A 15886-nucleotide genomic window follows, 5' to 3' on the forward strand; every position below is an offset into this window, starting at 1 on the left:
TCAGAGGAGGAGAGGATTATGACGGTCACCCCAAAACGGCGGATCGACGTTTCGCCAGAAATGCTCTCGTTCATCGGACGCGGGCCTATCGAGCCCGGTACATGGAGCGACGACGCGGTCGTCCTTCGCTTCAGTCTGGGCGATGACGGTACGGCCGCTACGATGAGCTACGCCACCGGATCGGACCATGAGGCGATCGTCGTACTCGCGGTCGCGGCGACTGCGTGTGAGCGTATCTTCGGCGCGCTTCCCGGCCCCTGCGCGACATGGCATCTGCCGACCGAGTTGCGCACGCTGGTCCTGTCTCTGCGCGATTGCCCGTTGCCCGAGCCGGCGCGCGATACGCTGTGCCTCGCCAAGAGCATCGAACTGCTCTGTGCGAGCTTCGCCTGCCTGCATGAGGGCGCATTGATATCGGCTGATGGCGCCGGCGACCTGTCGGAACGCGACGCCCGCCGTCTTGCCGCGGCACGCCAGCTGATTGACGATCGCTGGCAGGAGAAACTGACACTCGATACGGTCGCACGCGCCTGTGGCCTCAATCGCGCAAAGCTGACCCGCGGTTTCCGCCAGATGTTCGGCTCGAGCGTGGCCGACGCGATCGCTGACAAGCGTTTGTCCGGCGCGCGCGGCATGTTGCTGGCGACCGATCTGCCGGTGTCTGCGATCGGCTATCGCTGCGGCTATCGGAACAATGCAAGCTTCACCCGAGCGTTCGCGCGCCGCTTCGGCGTGCCGCCCACACGTCTCCGCGCGTTGCAGCTGGCGGCATGAAGATAATGGATCGCCTGGAGGAAGGCGGCTCGCTGGTCGATCGCGCGGTACGCCGCGTACGTGATCACATGCGCGATCAAGATATGAAGGTCGGTGACACGCTGCCCGGCGAAGGCCAGTTTGCGACCGAACTTGGTGTCAGTCGCGCCGTGATGCGCGAGGCGTTCGGCGCGCTGGCGGCACTCCGGTTGATAGACGTAGCCAACGGGCGCCGCGCCCGCGTGGGCGCGATCGACGGATCGGTGATGGGAACCTCGATCGACCATGCGGTCGCGACGGCGCAGGTGTCGGTAGCCGAGGTTTGGGACGTCCGCCGCACGCTCGAGCTACGCACCGCCGAACTCGCCGCTCGCGACCGCAGCGACGCCGACGCCGCCATCATACGAACCGCCGCGCAAGCGATGGCCGCAGCGACCAACATCACTGACATAACCCGGCACGATATCGTCTTCCATCAGGCGATCGCCCGCGCCAGCGGCAACGCGTTGTTTCTCCAGGTCGTCCGCTCGTTCGAGCCGATGATGACTGTTGCGATACCGGCAGCTTGGGAAACCCGCCACACGGAGGAGGCGCGATCAATTGTACTAAAGCGCCACGTGGACATCGCGCTCGCTATCGGCGACCGCGACGCTATCGCGGCAAACGCGCTGATGGATGCACATTTCGATCAGTCGATCGGCGCCGTACTTTAGCGGCCGCACCGCCGCGGCAGGTCGACCTTTCTGCCCTTCCCCCGTTTGGACCGCGTGTTCGTCGGCACGGCCGCATTCGGTGGTGAGCGCCGAGACCGATCCGTTAGGCGGCGGGGGAAACTGATCAAGATCAATTCCGGCAAGACCGTATTGTTCGACATGGCCATCCGCCTGCGTGGACACGTTCTGCGCGGAACTGGCGGCTTCAGGCTTACTCCGTTCAGGGTTAGATATGACGCGATTAGACCGTGCGATTAACGTTGCCGACCTGCGCCTGATGGCCCGCCGTCGACTGCCCAGGCCGATCTTCGACTATATCGATGGAGGCGCGGACGATGAGATATCGCTGCGCCGGAACGCCACGGCTTTCGCGGACTACGAACTGGTTCCCGACGTGCTCAACGATGTGTCGGAGATCCGAACGGAAACCAAGATCTTCGGGCAAGCTTCGCGGTGGCCGCTCATGCTCTCGCCCACCGGCCTAACGCGCATGTTTCATGGTCATGCCGAGCTTGCCGTGGCCCGCGCAGCGGCGCGTCACGGCCTTCTGTACAGCCTCTCGACGATGGGCACGACGCGATTGGAGGATCTTGCGCGAGCCTTTGCCGGGCCGAAGGTTTTCCAAATCTACATCTTCAAGGATCGCGGGCTGACCGCCGAGTTCGTGGCGCGATGTCGAGACGCCGGCTTTCACGGACTTGCGCTGACGGTCGACACGCCGGTCGCCGGCAACCGGGAACGTGACCGGGTCAGCGGCCTTTCGCTGCCGCCAAAACTTACGCTTCGGTCATTGCTCAGCTTCGCACTCCACCCCTCGTGGTCGATCCCAGCGCTCACCGGATCGACGTTCGACCTCGCGAACGTCAGCCACAAGGTCGATGCGCTGTCGTCGGGGCCGATGAGCCTGTTCGACTATATCGGCGGCCAGTTCGACCGCTCGGTTGGCTGGCGCGAGGTCGAATGGCTTGCACGCGAATGGAACGGGCCGCTCGCGATCAAGGGTGTAATGACACCCGAGGACGCACGTCGCTCGATCACCTCGGGGGCCACCGGCGTCATGATCTCCAACCACGGCGGGCGTCAGTTGGACGGTGCACCCGCCCCAATTGATCAGATTGAGGCGGTGCGAAACGCCATTGGCGACGCACCGGACGTGATTTGCGACGGTGGTATCAGGCGGGGCTCGGACGTGGTTAAGGCGCTTGCCCTGGGGGCGACTGCCTGCGCGATCGGGCGCCCGTATCTGTATGGCTTGGCCGCTGGCGGTGAGCAGGGCGTCGATCGCTTGCTGACGTTGCTAAACCAGGAGTTTGAGCGCACCCTGACACTAGCAGGGATCAACGACATCGCCTCGTTATCCCCCCGCCATATCCGCCATCGACCGAACGAGAGGGCTTAAGCCCGTCGAACATCATCAGATCGCCGATGGCGTAATCGAATGCCGCTGCCGCCTCACAAACTATCGGCCCTAGTCGTGAATGGGCGTCCACCGCTAGAAAGCTCTCGCCGGACAGGACCCACAAGTGGTCACTGAGCGGCTGTTCGGCTCTCCTCAGAAACGGGCCTTTTTTAATCTCGCGGGTTCGGCCTTAATTGGCCGACCTCTGTCGAGCTGCTTCGAAGAAGAACCTATTCTCCGGGCACAGTAGACCATGAGGCATGTTCCACCATCTATCGGTCCCATGCTAAGCCGAAGCAGAGCAACGTGGGGAGATAAGATGCTGGATGTCCGCCGCACAATTGCCGATGCCTTGGGTCCGAACAAGCAGAGCTCTTCTTCCCTTCCCGACGTTCCGGTTTCCAACGACTGGTTCGAGCAACCGACGTGCGGAAATTGCGCTACGCCGATGACAACCGCGTATTGCAGTGGATGCGGGCAGAAAGCGGCGAAGCGGTTCGTCTGGCACGATATCCGCAAGGAAACCTGGGATCGGCTCCGCCTGTTCGAACTGCCGGCGGTGCGGACGCTCGGCAAGCTGATCGTCACGCCCGGTACGGTCGCCCGGGAATATGTGATGGGTCGGCGCACGACGTGGATGCACCCGCTGAAGCTGCTCGTGGCGACCGTCGCCGTCCTGGTCCTGATGCTTGCGACCAATCAGTATTTCAGCGTCTATGCGGGCGTTGATCGCGATGGGGTCGTCAAGCGCATGGCTGCCCAGGTGCTGGCCTACTCAAACTGGAGCTTCTCGCTGGGCATCGTCGCCATCGTCGCCGCGGCAGCGATCGTGTTCCGGCGCCGGCTTGGCTATAATCTGGTCGAAGTGATGGTGCTGGCGATCTACTGTCAGTCGATCGTGTTGGCGTTCATTAGCTTCAACATGTTGCCGACGCTGATCTGGCGTGATCCGGCCTTCATCCTGACCCACAAGGCGGCGTCGCAAATCTACGTGCCCATTCTCAAGACGTTGATCGTCGTGGTGGCCTATCGCCAGTTCTTCCTCCTGTCATGGCGCACCGACTGGCCAAGGCTGGTTTTAGCCGGCATCATGGTCGCCGCGATCAACTGGACGCTGTTGCGCATCTACGCATGGGCGATCCTGTGGCTGGTAAGCCGCTGACGAGGAGACGGTGACATGCGGACCCTGCATCTGGCATCAATGAGTGCGCTGGCAGCCCTCCTGACAAGTGGATGCGGCAAGGCGGACGACACGAGCAAGACCGTGTCCAGCGCGGCCAAGGTCGAGGCGATTGCGTCGACGCTCCAGGCCTGTTCCTATGACGGCAAACCGGTCCAGGCGGATGCCGCCGCACTGACCGGCGGCGCGCCGCAGGATTGCGCCAGCGCCGTCACTAGGATCATGGGCTATACCGGCCTCCCCGCCAATTTCGTCGTCGTGTCCGGACCGGTGCCGAACGCCGCCGCGGTCATCATGCTGGACGACAAGCGGGTGCCGCGCCGGGTGATCGCCTTCAACCCCGCGTTCATGAAGGCTGCCGAGGCGCAGGTCGGCGGCAGCCCTTGGGGTCCGATCAGCATCATGGCGCACGAGATCGCGCACCATCTGTCCGGGCACACGATCGTGCCCGGCGGCAGTCGCCCGGAAATCGAATTGGAAGCCGACAAGTTCAGCGGGTACGTCTTGCAGAAGATGGGCGCGCCGCTCGCCGAGGCGCAGCGGATGATCCTGACGGTTGGCAGCACTCATGGCTCGCCGACCCATCCGGCAAAGGATCAGCGCGCAGACGCGATCCAGCAAGGGTGGCGACAATCCTGCACGCAATCGGGCGGTCTCGAGTGCGCGGGCGGGAAAGCGCCTGCGGCACCCGGCGGTGCCTCGGCAGGTCCGATCGCGCAAGGACCGACAGCGCCTCAGGCTGCTACAACGCCGGCGGTCGTCAATGCCTCGGTCCCTGCCCGCCTGTTACCGGCACCCGGATCGATACCCTTCAAATACGGCCGCTTCATCGTAGACGAGACCGGACGGCTCGATCCTGCGCGTATGAGAACGATGGAGCAAAGGCTGTATCGCCTCGCCAAGGACTCGGGCGTCGAAATGAGCATCCTGGTGGTCGACGACCTGAAGGGGCTTTCCGCGAATGACTACGCCTGGGCGATGATGCGGCAGTTGCGGATCGGCAAACTCGATGTCGGCAACGGCGCGGTCGCGGTCGTCGCGCCCCGGCAACATCAGGCCGCGGTCGCGTTCGGACCCGGTCTTGCCAAGGAGGCCGAATTCTCGGATCCGAACACGCAGCTCGTGCAGTGGATCGATGCGGCATGGCCTAACTGCGAGGATGCCGATGGATGCGCCGGCTGGACCGACGCGCTGTTCACCGTGTTCGACGGAACCTTGTTCTGGGCCGAGCGCAGCAAATGGACGATCGACTATCAAAGTCTTGGCCAGCTGCTCGACCATTACAACAAGATCAATGCCGAGCGGATGCGGACCAAGCGGCCGTTCAACGCCGCGACCGACCTGCCCAACGGCAATCTTGTCCGGGTGACGGGCCGCATCACGAGCCTCAAGTCGCCGACCTCATTTGGCCAGGCGAACGAACGGCTGCTGGGTGGAAAGCTTGGCTACACAGCGGTCAGCATGACCACCGACGATGGCCATGACCTCGTGTTTTATGTCGCACCGCGGCTCGCACCCCTGATGCCGTCCAGTTCACTCAAGGACGGCGCCAGATATACCGCCGTCGGCCGGCTTCAAAGCACCGGCGACAAAGCGAGCAGGCAGGCCTCGTCAATGTGGCTATTCAGCTACGATGCGATCTGACCTTTGCACGCGCGTTCCACGATACGGCAGCCAGGACCCACAGTCGGACGCTCACGCCCGTTCCCTCGACTCCCAGCTTCCGACGCGTGATCCACCGCCCGCCAGAGGTAGACCATCTCGCCGTTCAGCTTCACGTACATAGTCCAGGTGCCAGCGCGCACCCCCCCGCATGCGGCTGACCCGCTGACCGCGAATGTCGCCTGCGAACAGCGGACCGAACCTGTTCCACCGCAGCCTGACCGTCTGGGAGATCTCGATCCCACGCTCGTACAGAAGTTTCTCCACGTTGCGCAGGACAGCGGGAAGCGCACGTACGTCAGCACCACCAGCCGGATCACCTCCGCGGACGAGTTGAAACGGCGAAACGGGCTGGGCGGCAATGCCCTCGATTTCCGGCTCATTCGCGATCGATATCAGCCCCTCACTTCGCCTGCCACGTTGGTTTGACGGCGCCAGACCTACCCTGCCCGGCAAACTTTTGGATGAGAGCCTGCGCTTCGCCTGATCCTGCCGACCGCGCGATCATGCGCGCCTCGGTGCCCAGCTGTTCTTCCAGGGTCGCCCCGTAGCTGGAAAATATAGCGCTCTGGTGCTTGCAAGCGCCGTCACGGACGATGCCGCGAGCCCCGCAGCGACCGTTATCACCGCGTCGGACAGAGCAGCAGCATCGACTGTCCGTGTCACCAAACCGATCGCCGCGGCTTCGGTGGCGTCCAGCCGCCGGTTGGTCAACGCGATCTCCTGGGCACGGCGCAGACCGACCAGCCGTGGCAGAAGCCAGCTCGTCCCTGCATCCGGGGTCAGGCCGATCAGTCCGTAGGCCGTCGAAAACGAACTCGCACTGTTCGCGATCGCGACATCGCGCATGATGGCCAGGCTGAAACCCGCGCCGGCGGCGGCACCGTTGATCGCGGTTACCAAGGGCTTGTCCATCCGCAACAATCCGGCGATCGCAGCATGAAGGAACGTCGTCAGCTCCGTGACCAAGGCCGGTGTGTCGCCTCCCGCCGCCGCGAACGTCTTTACGTCCCCGGCGACGCAGAACATCCGTCCGGAGCCGGTCAGCAGCACACGTCGCACGGTCTCGTCAGTTGCGCATACCAACACGATCTCGAGGAGGGACCGCGCCAGAGCCGCATTGATGGCGTTACCCTGATCCGGACGGATCAATGTGATGACGGCGACGTCACCGTGCCGATCGAGCAGAACTTCGTTCACTCTTCTATCCTTTTGAAAAGGTGCGGGCCACGTCCTTCGAACCTCGGTATGAGCATCAGGCCGCGGTGGGAGTACTATCCTGCATGGCTGCATGACCAAGTCGTGCGAGCCTCGGGAAGTTGGCGCCACGTTCGCGTGCGTGAAGCGACACCGCGGTGCCGCGGATCACCCGGCTCTTGATACCGTGGAAGATCGCGGCGAGCCGGAAGAAGTTGAACGTGACGTAGAATTGATAGTCCGGCATCGCCGAGCGGCCGGTCTTGGCGCAATAGGCGGCGACATAGTCCCGTTCGGTCGGAATGCCGAGCGCCGCAAGATCCGCGCCGGCCAATCCGGCGACGATGTCGGGCGGCATCCGGTACATGAGCGCATGGTAGGCGATATCGGCGAGAGGATTGCCGAGCGTCGACAACTCCCAGTCCAGCACCGCCAGCACCCGCGGTTCCGTGGGATGGAAGATCATGTTGTCGCAACGAAAGTCGCCGTGGACGATGCTGCTTTCATCGCCATCGGGAATGTTGGCGGGCAGCCATTCGAGCAGGGCATCCATGTCCGGATCGCGCCCAGCCTGCCCGTCGCCGAGATATTGCCTGGACCAGCGTGCGATCTGGCGGGCGAAATAGTTTCCCGGACGGCCATATTCGCCCAAGCCCACGGCGAGCGGATCGACGCGATGGAGCGCCGCGATGGTGGTGTTCATCGCGTCGAAATAGCGGGAGCGATCGGCTCGCGGCACGTCGGGAAGGTCGCGTCCCAGATGACGCGCCCTTCGACCATCGCCATGACGTAGAACGCCGTGCCGATAATGGCATCGTCCTCGCAAACGCCATAGACGCGCGCGACCGGCACGTCGGTCGCGGCCAGCGCGGCGAGAACGCGCGCCTCGCGCAGCACGTCATGCGCCCCCTTCAGCAAGGTGCCCGGCGGTTTGCGGCGCAGCACATAGTCCCGGCGTGGCGTGCACAGCCGGTACGTGGGATGCGACTGGCCGCCCTTGAACTGTTCGACGCGCAGCGGTCCGGCGAAACCGTCGACGTGTCGGGCCATCCAGTCGGTGAGCGCGCGCTCGTCGAAGCGGTGTGCGGCACGCACCGCCATCGTTCCGATATCCGCCTCGGACGCGGTCACGACGCCGCCTTCCAGTCGCGCTTGATCTTCTTGGCGAGGCTCCACTTGTGCACCTCGGTCGGCCCGTCGTAGATCCGGAAGGCGCGGACTTCGCGGAACACCTGTTCGACGATCGTATCGCCGGTGACGCCGGTCCCGCCCATCACCTGCACGCAGCGATCGGCGATCCGCATCAACGCCTCGGACACCGCGACCTTGGCCATCGAGCTTTCCGCACCGCCGAGTGCGCCGCCATCGAGCACGGCGGCGCACCAGTCGATCATGAGCTCCGCCTGCTTGAGGTCGATCAGGTTCTCGGCGAGCATAAAGCCGACCCCCTCGTGATCGACGAGCGGCTTGCCGAACGCATGGCGGCGGCAGGCGTAATCGGTAGCGATCTCGTTGGCGCGGATGCAGGCGCCGAGCCAGCGCATGCAGTGCGTCAGTCGCGCCGGGGCGAGGCGCACCTGCGCGAGCTTGAAGCCGTCGCCGGGATCGCCGAGCATCTGGTCCGCCGGCACGCGCAGCCGGTCGATAGCGATGACGGCGTGGCCGCCGGGCATCGAACTGTCGATCGTGTCGAGCACTCGTTCGATCCGGATGGCGGGATCGGGCAGGTCGACGAGGAACATCGAGGTGCCTTCTTCCGCCTTGGCCATGACGATGCCGACCCGAGCCCCGTCCGCTCCGGTAATGAAGGCTTTGCGTCCGCTGATGACCCAATGATTGCCGTCGCGCTCGCAGGTCGTCTGCCTCATCGACGGGTCGGACCCGGCACCGCCCTCGGCGGCGGGCTCGGTCATGAAGAACGCCGAGCGCACCTCGCCGCGGACCAGGGGGTCGAGGAAGCGACGCTTCTGTTCGTTGCTCGCCACCCGGCCGAGCAGATACATGTTGCCTTCGTCGGGCGCGGCGACGTTCACCGCCACCGGGCCGAGCGGCGACAGACCGGCGGCACGCAGCACCACGGCGACCTCGGCGTGATGAAGATGCTCGCCACCCGACAGAATGTGCGGTGTTAGCACGCTTGCAGCACGGGCCTTCTCGCGCAATTCATCGACCAGCCCGGCGGCAGGACCATGCGCGCTGCACCGTGGGTCGCGTTCGTAGGGCACGACAATGTCGCGCACGAAGACTTCCACGTGGGCGGCGATGGCGTTCGCACGGGCGCTCATCGCGGTGACATCCGGATCGCGCCGTCGAGCCGGATCACTTCGCCGTTCAGCATCGGGTTGGTAACGATGGTCTCGACCAATGCCGCATATTCTTCCGGTCGCCCGAGACGGCTATGATGGGGAACGAGAATCCGGCGGATGTGCTGCGCGAGCGGGACGTGCGCCAGCAACGCCTGCGCGAACAGCGCTTTCCGGACGTCGACATCGGCCTGTGCATAGCGCCGCGCCGCCGGCGTCAGCAGGATATCGGCCCCCTGCAACTCGGCGAACCGCACCAGCTGGAGCGTCTCCGCCATCGGAAACAGATCGTCGACCTCCAGCTGGAGCTGATCGGCGAGATCGGCCATCGCCGCGCGGCCGTCGAACGGGCTGGCGTCGACTTCCTCGATCAGCCCGGCGAGCGCATTGGTCGAGACGCGGGGCAATACCATCTGGATGCCGGTGCCGGGGAACAGCCCGTCGCGGACCGGCTCGACCGGCGCGCGCGCGGTCATTTGCGCATAGATGTCGTCGACCAGCTTGCGGAAGGCGGGATCGAGCCGGTCGCGCGGTTGCGGCAGGTCGACCTTGATCTCGGCGGCGACGCGGCCGGGGTTGGACGAGAAGACGAGGATGCGGTCGCACATCAGCACCGCCTCCTCGATATTGTGCGTGACGATCAGGATCGACTTGATCGGCATCCGCCCTTCCGCCCACAGATCGAGCAGGTCGGTCCGCAAGGTCTCGGCGGTCAGCACGTCGAGCGCGGAGAATGGTTCGTCCATCAACAGCAGCGACGGATTGACGACGATCGCGCGCGCCAGCCCGACGCGCTGGCGCATCCCGCCCGACAGGTCCTTGGGATAGGCGTTCTCGAACCCGTCGAGGCCGATCAGGTCGATCGCCGCCAGCGCGCGGGTGCGGCGCTCGTCCGCCGGAACGCGCTGCGCCTCCAGGCCAAGCTCGACATTCTGGAGCACGGTCAGCCACGGGAACAGCGCGAAGGTCTGGAAGACCATGCTGATCGTATGCGCAGGGCCATCGGGCACGTCGGCGAAATGGACACGGCCCTCGTCGGGCCGGATCAGCCCGGCGATCGAGCGCAGCAGCGTCGATTTGCCCGAGCCCGAGCGACCGAGCAGCCCGACTACCTCGTCCTCGTGCAGCGTCAGGCTGACGTCGTCGAGCACCGGCGCGCCGCCATCGCCGCGGCCATAGCGATGACTGACATGCTCGACCCGAACGAGCGGGCGGCTGGCCGGAGCGCGGAGAAATGCTGTTGCCATGTCTTGTCCTTTCGACATCAGGCGAGCCGGAGACGGCGTTCGGCAAAGGCGTACATCGGACGCCAGACGAGCCGGTTGAAGGCGATCACGAACATCGACATCACCGCGATGCCGAGCGCGACGCGCGGATAATCGCCCGCTTCGGTCGCCTTGGCGATGAACGTGCCGAGCCCGTGCGCCTCGACCTTCTGGGTTCCCCACGAGACCGCTTCGGCGACGATGCTGGCATTCCACGATCCCCCCGATGCGGTCAGCGCGCCGGTGACGTAATAGGGAAACACGCCGGGCAGCGCGACCTGGCGCCACCATTGCCAGCCGCGCACTCCGAACATCCCCGCTGCCTCGCGCAGGTCGGTCGGGATCGCGCTGGCGCCGGCGATGACGTTGAACAGGATGTACCACTGCGTCCCGAGGATCATCAGCGGCGACAGCCAGATGTCGGGCGACAGCCGCCAATGGACGATGCCGATCACCGCGAACGGGAACAGGACGTTGGCGGGGAACGCCGCGAGGAACTGCGCGACGGGTTGCAGTCGCTCCGCCCATTTGGGGTTAAGGCCGATCCAGACGCCGATCGGCACCCAGACGAGGCTGGCCAGCGCGATCAGCACGACCACGCGCAGCATCGTGATGCAGGCCAGCCCGAACACCGCGACCGCATCGCCCAGCCGCAGCGTCGCGAAGACATAGCGCCCCGCGAGCCAGAGTGCGGCGACCACCGATACCAGGACCACTGCTTGCCACAGCCGCTCCAGCACGATGCTCGGTTCGCGAACGCGGCGCTCGCGCGGGCGTGCCCTGCCCCGGTCAAGCGTCAGCAGGAGCTGGCCGAGCGCGGTGACGGGCGCGAACAGCACCGGCAACAGTCGCGTGCGGCGGAACAGATCATAGGCCCAGGACTGTGGCCGCTCCGTGCTGGCGATCTGCTCGAACCGGAAGCGATCCGCCCAAGCGACCACCGGCCGGAAGACGAGCTGATCGTACAGCAGGATAACGATCCCCATCGCGAGCACCGCCAGCCCGATCGCGGTGAAGTCCTTGCGGGCGATCGCGAGTGCCAGCCATGAGCCGACGCCGGGCAGAGTCACTGTCGTGTTGCCGACCGTGATCGCTTCGGACGCGACCACGAAGAACCAGCCGCCCGACATCGACATCATCGCGTTCCAGACCAGCGACGGAGTCGCGAACGGCAGGTCTAGCCGGAGGAAGCGGCGCACCGGCGACAAGGCGAAACTGCGCGTCACCTCGTCCAGATCGGACGGTACCGAGCGCAGCGACTGGTAGAAGCTGAACGCCATGTTCCACGCCTGGCTCGTGAAGATCGCAAACACCGCCGCCAGCTCGACGCCGAGGATCTGGCCGGGGAACAGCCCCATGAACGCCGTGACGGTAAAGGTCAGGAACCCCAGGATCGGCACCGATTGCAAGATGTCGAGCATCGGCACGATGATCTGCCCGGCGCGGCGGCTGCGCGCGGCCAGCGTCGCGACGACCAGCGTGAAGACCAGGCTCGCCGCGAGTGCTGCGAACATCCGGATCACGGTGCGCAGCGCGTAATAGGGCAGATACCGCGGATCGAGCGTGACCGGTTCGACGCGCAGGCGCGACAGCGGCTCGGCCACGCCCTCGGCGCCGCGGACCAGCAGCACGGCGACACCGATCAGCAGCACAAAGGCGATGAGGTCGGCGCGGTTGGGCTGCGTCAGGCGGAGGATGCGCGAGAACGAGCGGACTCGGCCGGCAGTCGCTACCGTGTCAGTCGCCATGTCATTCCTCTCCGCCGACGGGACGCGCTAGCGTCGCCGCGTGACAGGCGTGCGTCATGCCGAGCGCTCGGCCACGGCACGGGATCCGCGCGCCGCCCATCCTCGCAGGATGCGGCCACGGTGAAGCGGCGCGGCGGCCAGCGCGGCGTGGATAGCGCGATCATGCTGGATCGTGCGGAAAACGATATTAGTCATCAGCGTCTCTTCCGGGCTCGTGGGCCAAGTCCGGGACAGACGCTCAGCCGGATCGCACTCGCGATTCGTGAACGGCGTGCCCGAACCCGGGACGTCCAGCCGTGATCGCCAGCAGGGCAGAGCCGCTACTGTCGCCATCGCCGGACAAGGGGATAGATCGGGGTTTCATGTGCGTCCTGTTCGTTACCGGTGCCGCGATTGCATCACCTGTCGGGCGCCCTTGGCGTCGCGACGAGCGCCCGCTATACCCTAGGGGGGTATAGATCAAGAGGGTGATGCACGTCGGCCATGAGCCATGTCGAAAAAGAGAAAAAGAAGCTGCTCAACCGGCTCAAGCGGCTTAAAGGACAGATCGAGGCGCTCGAACGCGCGATCGAGGAAGACCGGGAATGCGCGCGGGTCCTGCAGCAAGCCACCTCGTGTCGCGGCGCGCTCGACGGGTTCATCGCCGAGGTGATCGAGGATCATATCCGCGAGCACATGATCGATCCCGCGACCTCGCGCGACGATCCCCGCACCGTCGCGGCCGAGGAGCTGGTCGAGATCGTCCACGCGTACCTCACCTGATCGCCGGCGCCACTACGCCGCGAACTCTTCGGGCAGGTAGCGATCGGCGACGATGTCGAACCGGTCGCCATCGACCAGCACCTGCGGGCTGAGTGCGCGGCAGTTGTAGGTCGACGCCATCGCCGCGCCATACGCACCTGTGGCGTGCAGCACCGCGAAGTCGCCGCGGCGGACACGGTCGATGTCGCGCGCGACCGCGAACACGTCGCCGCTTTCGCAGACCGGGCCGGCGATCGTCGCGACCATTCGCTCGCCGTCCGGCATGACCGCTTCGAACCGGTGAAAGGCATCGTACAGCGCCGGCCGTGCGAGGTCGTTCATCGCCGCATCGACGATCACGAACGGATGGTCGACACCCGGCTTCACCCAGATCACCCGCGTCAGCAGCACGCCGGCGAGCCCTGCGACCACCCGCCCCGGCTCGAACGTGAGTTCGACGTCCCAGTCGCGCGTGACCTGCGCGACCATCGCGGCATAGGCGTCGAGCGTCGGAACGACGTCGTCGGCGCGGTAGGCGATGCCGAGGCCACCGCCGAGATCGACGCGACCGACGACATGGCCGCGCGCGCGCGAGTCCGCCACTAAGCGGCCGATCCGACCATAGGCCTCCTCCAGCGGCGCGAGATCGCGCAGCTGGCTGCCGATGTGTAGCGCCACCCCGACCAAGTCGAGACCCTCGAGGCGCGACAGGCGATCGTACATCCCGGGCACGTCGGCGATCGGCACCCCGAACTTGTTGCCGCGCCGCCCCGTCGAGATCTTGGCATGCGTGCCGCCGTCGACATCGGGATTGACGCGCAGCACCGCCGTCGCCCGCCTGCCCTGCGCACGGGCCAGCGCGGCGAGCACCTGTCCCTCCTCCTCCAGTTCGAGGTTGAACTGACCGACGCCGGCAGCGAGCGCGTCGGCGAGTTCGCGGTCGGTCTTGCCGACGCCTGAAAAGACGATGTCCGATGCCGCGATCCCCGAGTCGAGCGCGCGCCGCATCTCGCCCCCGGAGACGATGTCGGCGCCGAACCCGCACTCCGCCAGCAGGTGCAGCACCGCGCGGTTCGGGTTCGCCTTGACAGCAAACGCGACGCGCACGCGTGGCAGGATCGACAGCGCCGATCTGAACCGCTGCGCCGCATCGCGCAGCGCGGCGGCGGAATAGACGTGGACGGGCGTGCCCACCGCCTCGGCGATGACGGGCAGCGGCACGGCTTCGGCGCACAGGACGCCGTCCCGCGGACTGAAATAGGTCATGGGTGTTCGGTGTCCGGTTATCGAGAATGCGGCGGGTCGGCCGGCCGGCGGGTACGACGGTGTCGCACGGCGTGGATCGCTTGCGCGGTATGCCCGTGGCCATGACGTTCGGCGCGCAGCACCACCGCCACGCGCTTGCCGTTGATCATCAGCGTCAGGCCCAGCAGTGCAATCGGAAACACGAGCATCGCCTGCGCCGATCCGTTCATCGCCGCGGCCACTCCGCAGGCCCCGGCGGCGAGTACAAGGCCGATCCCGCGCCAGAGCATATCGCGCCGGATCATGCCGCGATTCCTCGAACATGGCATGCCGCATCGTCGGCGATCACGATCCGCCCGGCGTTTAGGACGGCACACCCTGCCTCCGGACGACGGTCGCGCGCGCGATCGTGGCAGATCACGATATCAGCCGGCAGGTCCTGCTCGTCGCGCAAGGCCGCGACCATGTCCGCCACCGCGAAGTCGACGCCGATCGCCAGGTCGATGACGCGGTGCGCCGCCGACCGAGCTCGCCCGATCAACAGCGGCGAACGGTCGATGCCGCGTCCCTCGATCGCCGTGAAACCGAGCCGCCGCGCCTCCGCCAAGGCCTGCAGCAACAGCGTCCCAGCCCCACATTCGGCATCGACGATGCGCACCGCGTGCCGGCCATTCGTCCGCAACGCCGCCAAGGCCGCCTCGATCCGGGGCCAGCGCGAGTCATGGGCGGCGGCCTTCGACACGTGCCGCGACGGGCAAGTCGACGTGACTCCGCCGATCGCCGTGCGCAACCGGACGGGAAGAGCATGTACGTTCATTTCCATCCCTCCGTCAGGCTGCCCGCGGCAGCGCACGCTCGTCGCGACCCACCGGAGCAAACGACACGAGCGGCGTCAGCGGCAGTGCGGCGATCTCGACGCTCGCATGGTAGATGTCCCGCTCGGCCTGCGCATAGCGCATCGCGGCGCCGTACGAGATGAAGCGGCCTTCGAGGTTGCGCCTGCTGTCCTGGACCAGCCAATGGCCTGCGCGATCCTGGCCGACATAGATGACGAGCCCGGTAGGATCGGGCTCCGATTTGGGTTCAGACGACATTTCGCCTACGTGCCTTTCGTATCGCGAGCGTCCTGCCCGCTCCCGATAGTTACGGGTCACGGCATAGCGCTTCGAGATCGATCCCGGCCGATCGCATAGTGCGCGCATAGTGTTGCGCTCGCTTCACCGCGTTCCTGCCACTCAGGTGCCTCGCCTCTCGCGATCGATGGGCATTCACAGACCAAAACGGTCGACCAATTCCATAAACGGAACGACCCACTTGCGGTCATTCGCGGCCTCTTTCTGGCTCCCCAACTTCTGCCATCCATTCAGGATTGCAGCAGAGAAGGTGCTGAGCCTCGGCCCTGCCCGCTGCCTCGCCAGCTTTCAAATGGATGATGAGGCGGCAAAGCTTTTACCGGCCCATTAACTGGCTGTCGGCTGCATAAGCTCTATCGTGATATGATCGGGGCCTGACACGTAGGCCACCAACGTTCCCTTCCGTGGACCACCCGGGATCGGCAGCGGATTGCCTTTCGCCTTCCATCCTGCCGCCTCGACGCGGGCAATGGCGACGTGAATATCCTTTACGGTCAGAGCCAGGTGGGCCGCTCCGATCGATCCCGCGCCGCTGGGCACCGTCCCG

At 65.6% G+C, this 15886-nt stretch carries 16 protein-coding genes and 1 pseudogene; 6 read left to right on the plus strand and 11 right to left on the minus strand.

What is annotated here, in order from left to right; genetic code table 11:
* Positions 1-18: 18 nt before the first annotated feature.
* From ASE88_RS04410 to ASE88_RS04430, 5 genes are all read left to right on the plus strand, one after another.
* The gene (locus ASE88_RS04410; protein ID WP_055876545.1) at positions 19-774 is read left to right on the plus strand and encodes a helix-turn-helix domain-containing protein; all 756 of its coding nucleotides are present in this window, start codon (positions 19-21) and stop codon (positions 772-774) included.
* Complete coding sequence (locus tag ASE88_RS04415) at positions 771-1466, plus strand: FadR/GntR family transcriptional regulator (protein ID WP_156348225.1); 696 nt, start codon at positions 771-773, stop codon at positions 1464-1466. The genes ASE88_RS04410 and ASE88_RS04415 overlap by 4 nt, the downstream gene beginning before the upstream one ends.
* A gap of 232 nt (positions 1467-1698) precedes the next feature.
* Positions 1699-2865: an alpha-hydroxy acid oxidase gene (locus tag ASE88_RS04420; RefSeq protein WP_056475790.1), complete on the plus strand. Its 1167-nt coding sequence runs from the start codon at positions 1699-1701 to the stop codon at positions 2863-2865.
* 319 nt (positions 2866-3184) lie between these two features.
* Positions 3185-4027 (plus strand): DUF3667 domain-containing protein, encoded by an 843-nt coding sequence (locus ASE88_RS04425; RefSeq protein ID WP_162233386.1) that lies wholly within the window; start codon positions 3185-3187, stop codon positions 4025-4027.
* Between the two features lie 15 nt (positions 4028-4042).
* Positions 4043-5689 (plus strand): TPM domain-containing protein, encoded by a 1647-nt coding sequence (locus tag ASE88_RS04430; protein ID WP_082466201.1) that lies wholly within the window; start codon positions 4043-4045, stop codon positions 5687-5689.
* Between the two features lie 522 nt (positions 5690-6211).
* Here the strand turns inward: ASE88_RS04430 and ASE88_RS04435 are convergent.
* The 6 genes and pseudogenes from ASE88_RS04435 to ASE88_RS18745 form a co-directional block, all read right to left on the minus strand.
* Positions 6212-6907: an enoyl-CoA hydratase/isomerase family protein gene (locus ASE88_RS04435; protein ID WP_235527813.1), complete on the minus strand. Its 696-nt coding sequence runs from the start codon at positions 6905-6907 to the stop codon at positions 6212-6214.
* 55 nt (positions 6908-6962) lie between these two features.
* A pseudogene (locus tag ASE88_RS04440) lies at positions 6963-8005 on the minus strand (phosphotransferase).
* A gap of 26 nt (positions 8006-8031) precedes the next feature.
* Entirely contained in the window at positions 8032-9189 is a 1158-nt protein-coding gene (locus ASE88_RS04445; protein WP_056475795.1) for an acyl-CoA dehydrogenase family protein, read from the minus strand.
* Positions 9186-10454, minus strand: coding sequence for a nitrate/sulfonate/bicarbonate ABC transporter ATP-binding protein (locus tag ASE88_RS04450; protein WP_056475798.1), 1269 nt, complete (start codon positions 10452-10454; stop codon positions 9186-9188). The genes ASE88_RS04445 and ASE88_RS04450 overlap by 4 nt, the downstream gene beginning before the upstream one ends.
* Before the next feature lie 17 nt (positions 10455-10471).
* Positions 10472-12220: an ABC transporter permease gene (locus tag ASE88_RS04455; protein WP_056475801.1), complete on the minus strand. Its 1749-nt coding sequence runs from the start codon at positions 12218-12220 to the stop codon at positions 10472-10474.
* A 54-nt stretch (positions 12221-12274) separates the two neighbouring features.
* A complete protein-coding gene (locus tag ASE88_RS18745; RefSeq protein WP_156348226.1) occupies positions 12275-12415 on the minus strand; it encodes a hypothetical protein in 141 nt (46 codons plus the stop codon).
* Positions 12416-12703: 288 nt separating this feature from the next.
* On the opposite strand from ASE88_RS18745, the gene ASE88_RS04460 reads away from it, so the two are divergent.
* Positions 12704-12982 carry a metal/formaldehyde-sensitive transcriptional repressor gene (locus tag ASE88_RS04460; RefSeq protein ID WP_055876568.1) on the plus strand — a complete coding sequence of 93 codons (279 nt, stop codon included), beginning with the start codon at positions 12704-12706 and terminating at the stop codon, positions 12980-12982.
* A 12-nt stretch (positions 12983-12994) separates the two neighbouring features.
* Here the strand turns inward: ASE88_RS04460 and lysA are convergent, their stop codons facing one another.
* From lysA to ASE88_RS19370, 5 genes are all read right to left on the minus strand, one after another.
* Positions 12995-14227: a diaminopimelate decarboxylase gene (gene lysA / locus ASE88_RS04465; protein WP_056475804.1), complete on the minus strand. Its 1233-nt coding sequence runs from the start codon at positions 14225-14227 to the stop codon at positions 12995-12997.
* A 17-nt stretch (positions 14228-14244) separates the two neighbouring features.
* Positions 14245-14511: a hypothetical protein gene (locus ASE88_RS04470; protein WP_056475809.1), complete on the minus strand. Its 267-nt coding sequence runs from the start codon at positions 14509-14511 to the stop codon at positions 14245-14247.
* The gene (locus ASE88_RS04475) at positions 14508-15023 is read right to left on the minus strand and encodes a methyltransferase domain-containing protein (RefSeq protein ID WP_156348227.1); all 516 of its coding nucleotides are present in this window, start codon (positions 15021-15023) and stop codon (positions 14508-14510) included. The genes ASE88_RS04470 and ASE88_RS04475 overlap by 4 nt, the downstream gene beginning before the upstream one ends.
* A gap of 13 nt (positions 15024-15036) precedes the next feature.
* Positions 15037-15300 (minus strand): hypothetical protein, encoded by a 264-nt coding sequence (locus tag ASE88_RS04480; protein ID WP_055876580.1) that lies wholly within the window; start codon positions 15298-15300, stop codon positions 15037-15039.
* Positions 15301-15666: 366 nt separating this feature from the next.
* A partial coding sequence (locus ASE88_RS19370) for a VOC family protein (RefSeq protein ID WP_414893376.1) occupies positions 15667-15886 on the minus strand: 220 nt, incomplete at its 5' end.

This window comes from Sphingomonas sp. Leaf38, assembly GCF_001421825.1.
Taxonomy (GTDB): Bacteria; Pseudomonadota; Alphaproteobacteria; order Sphingomonadales; family Sphingomonadaceae; genus Sphingomonas.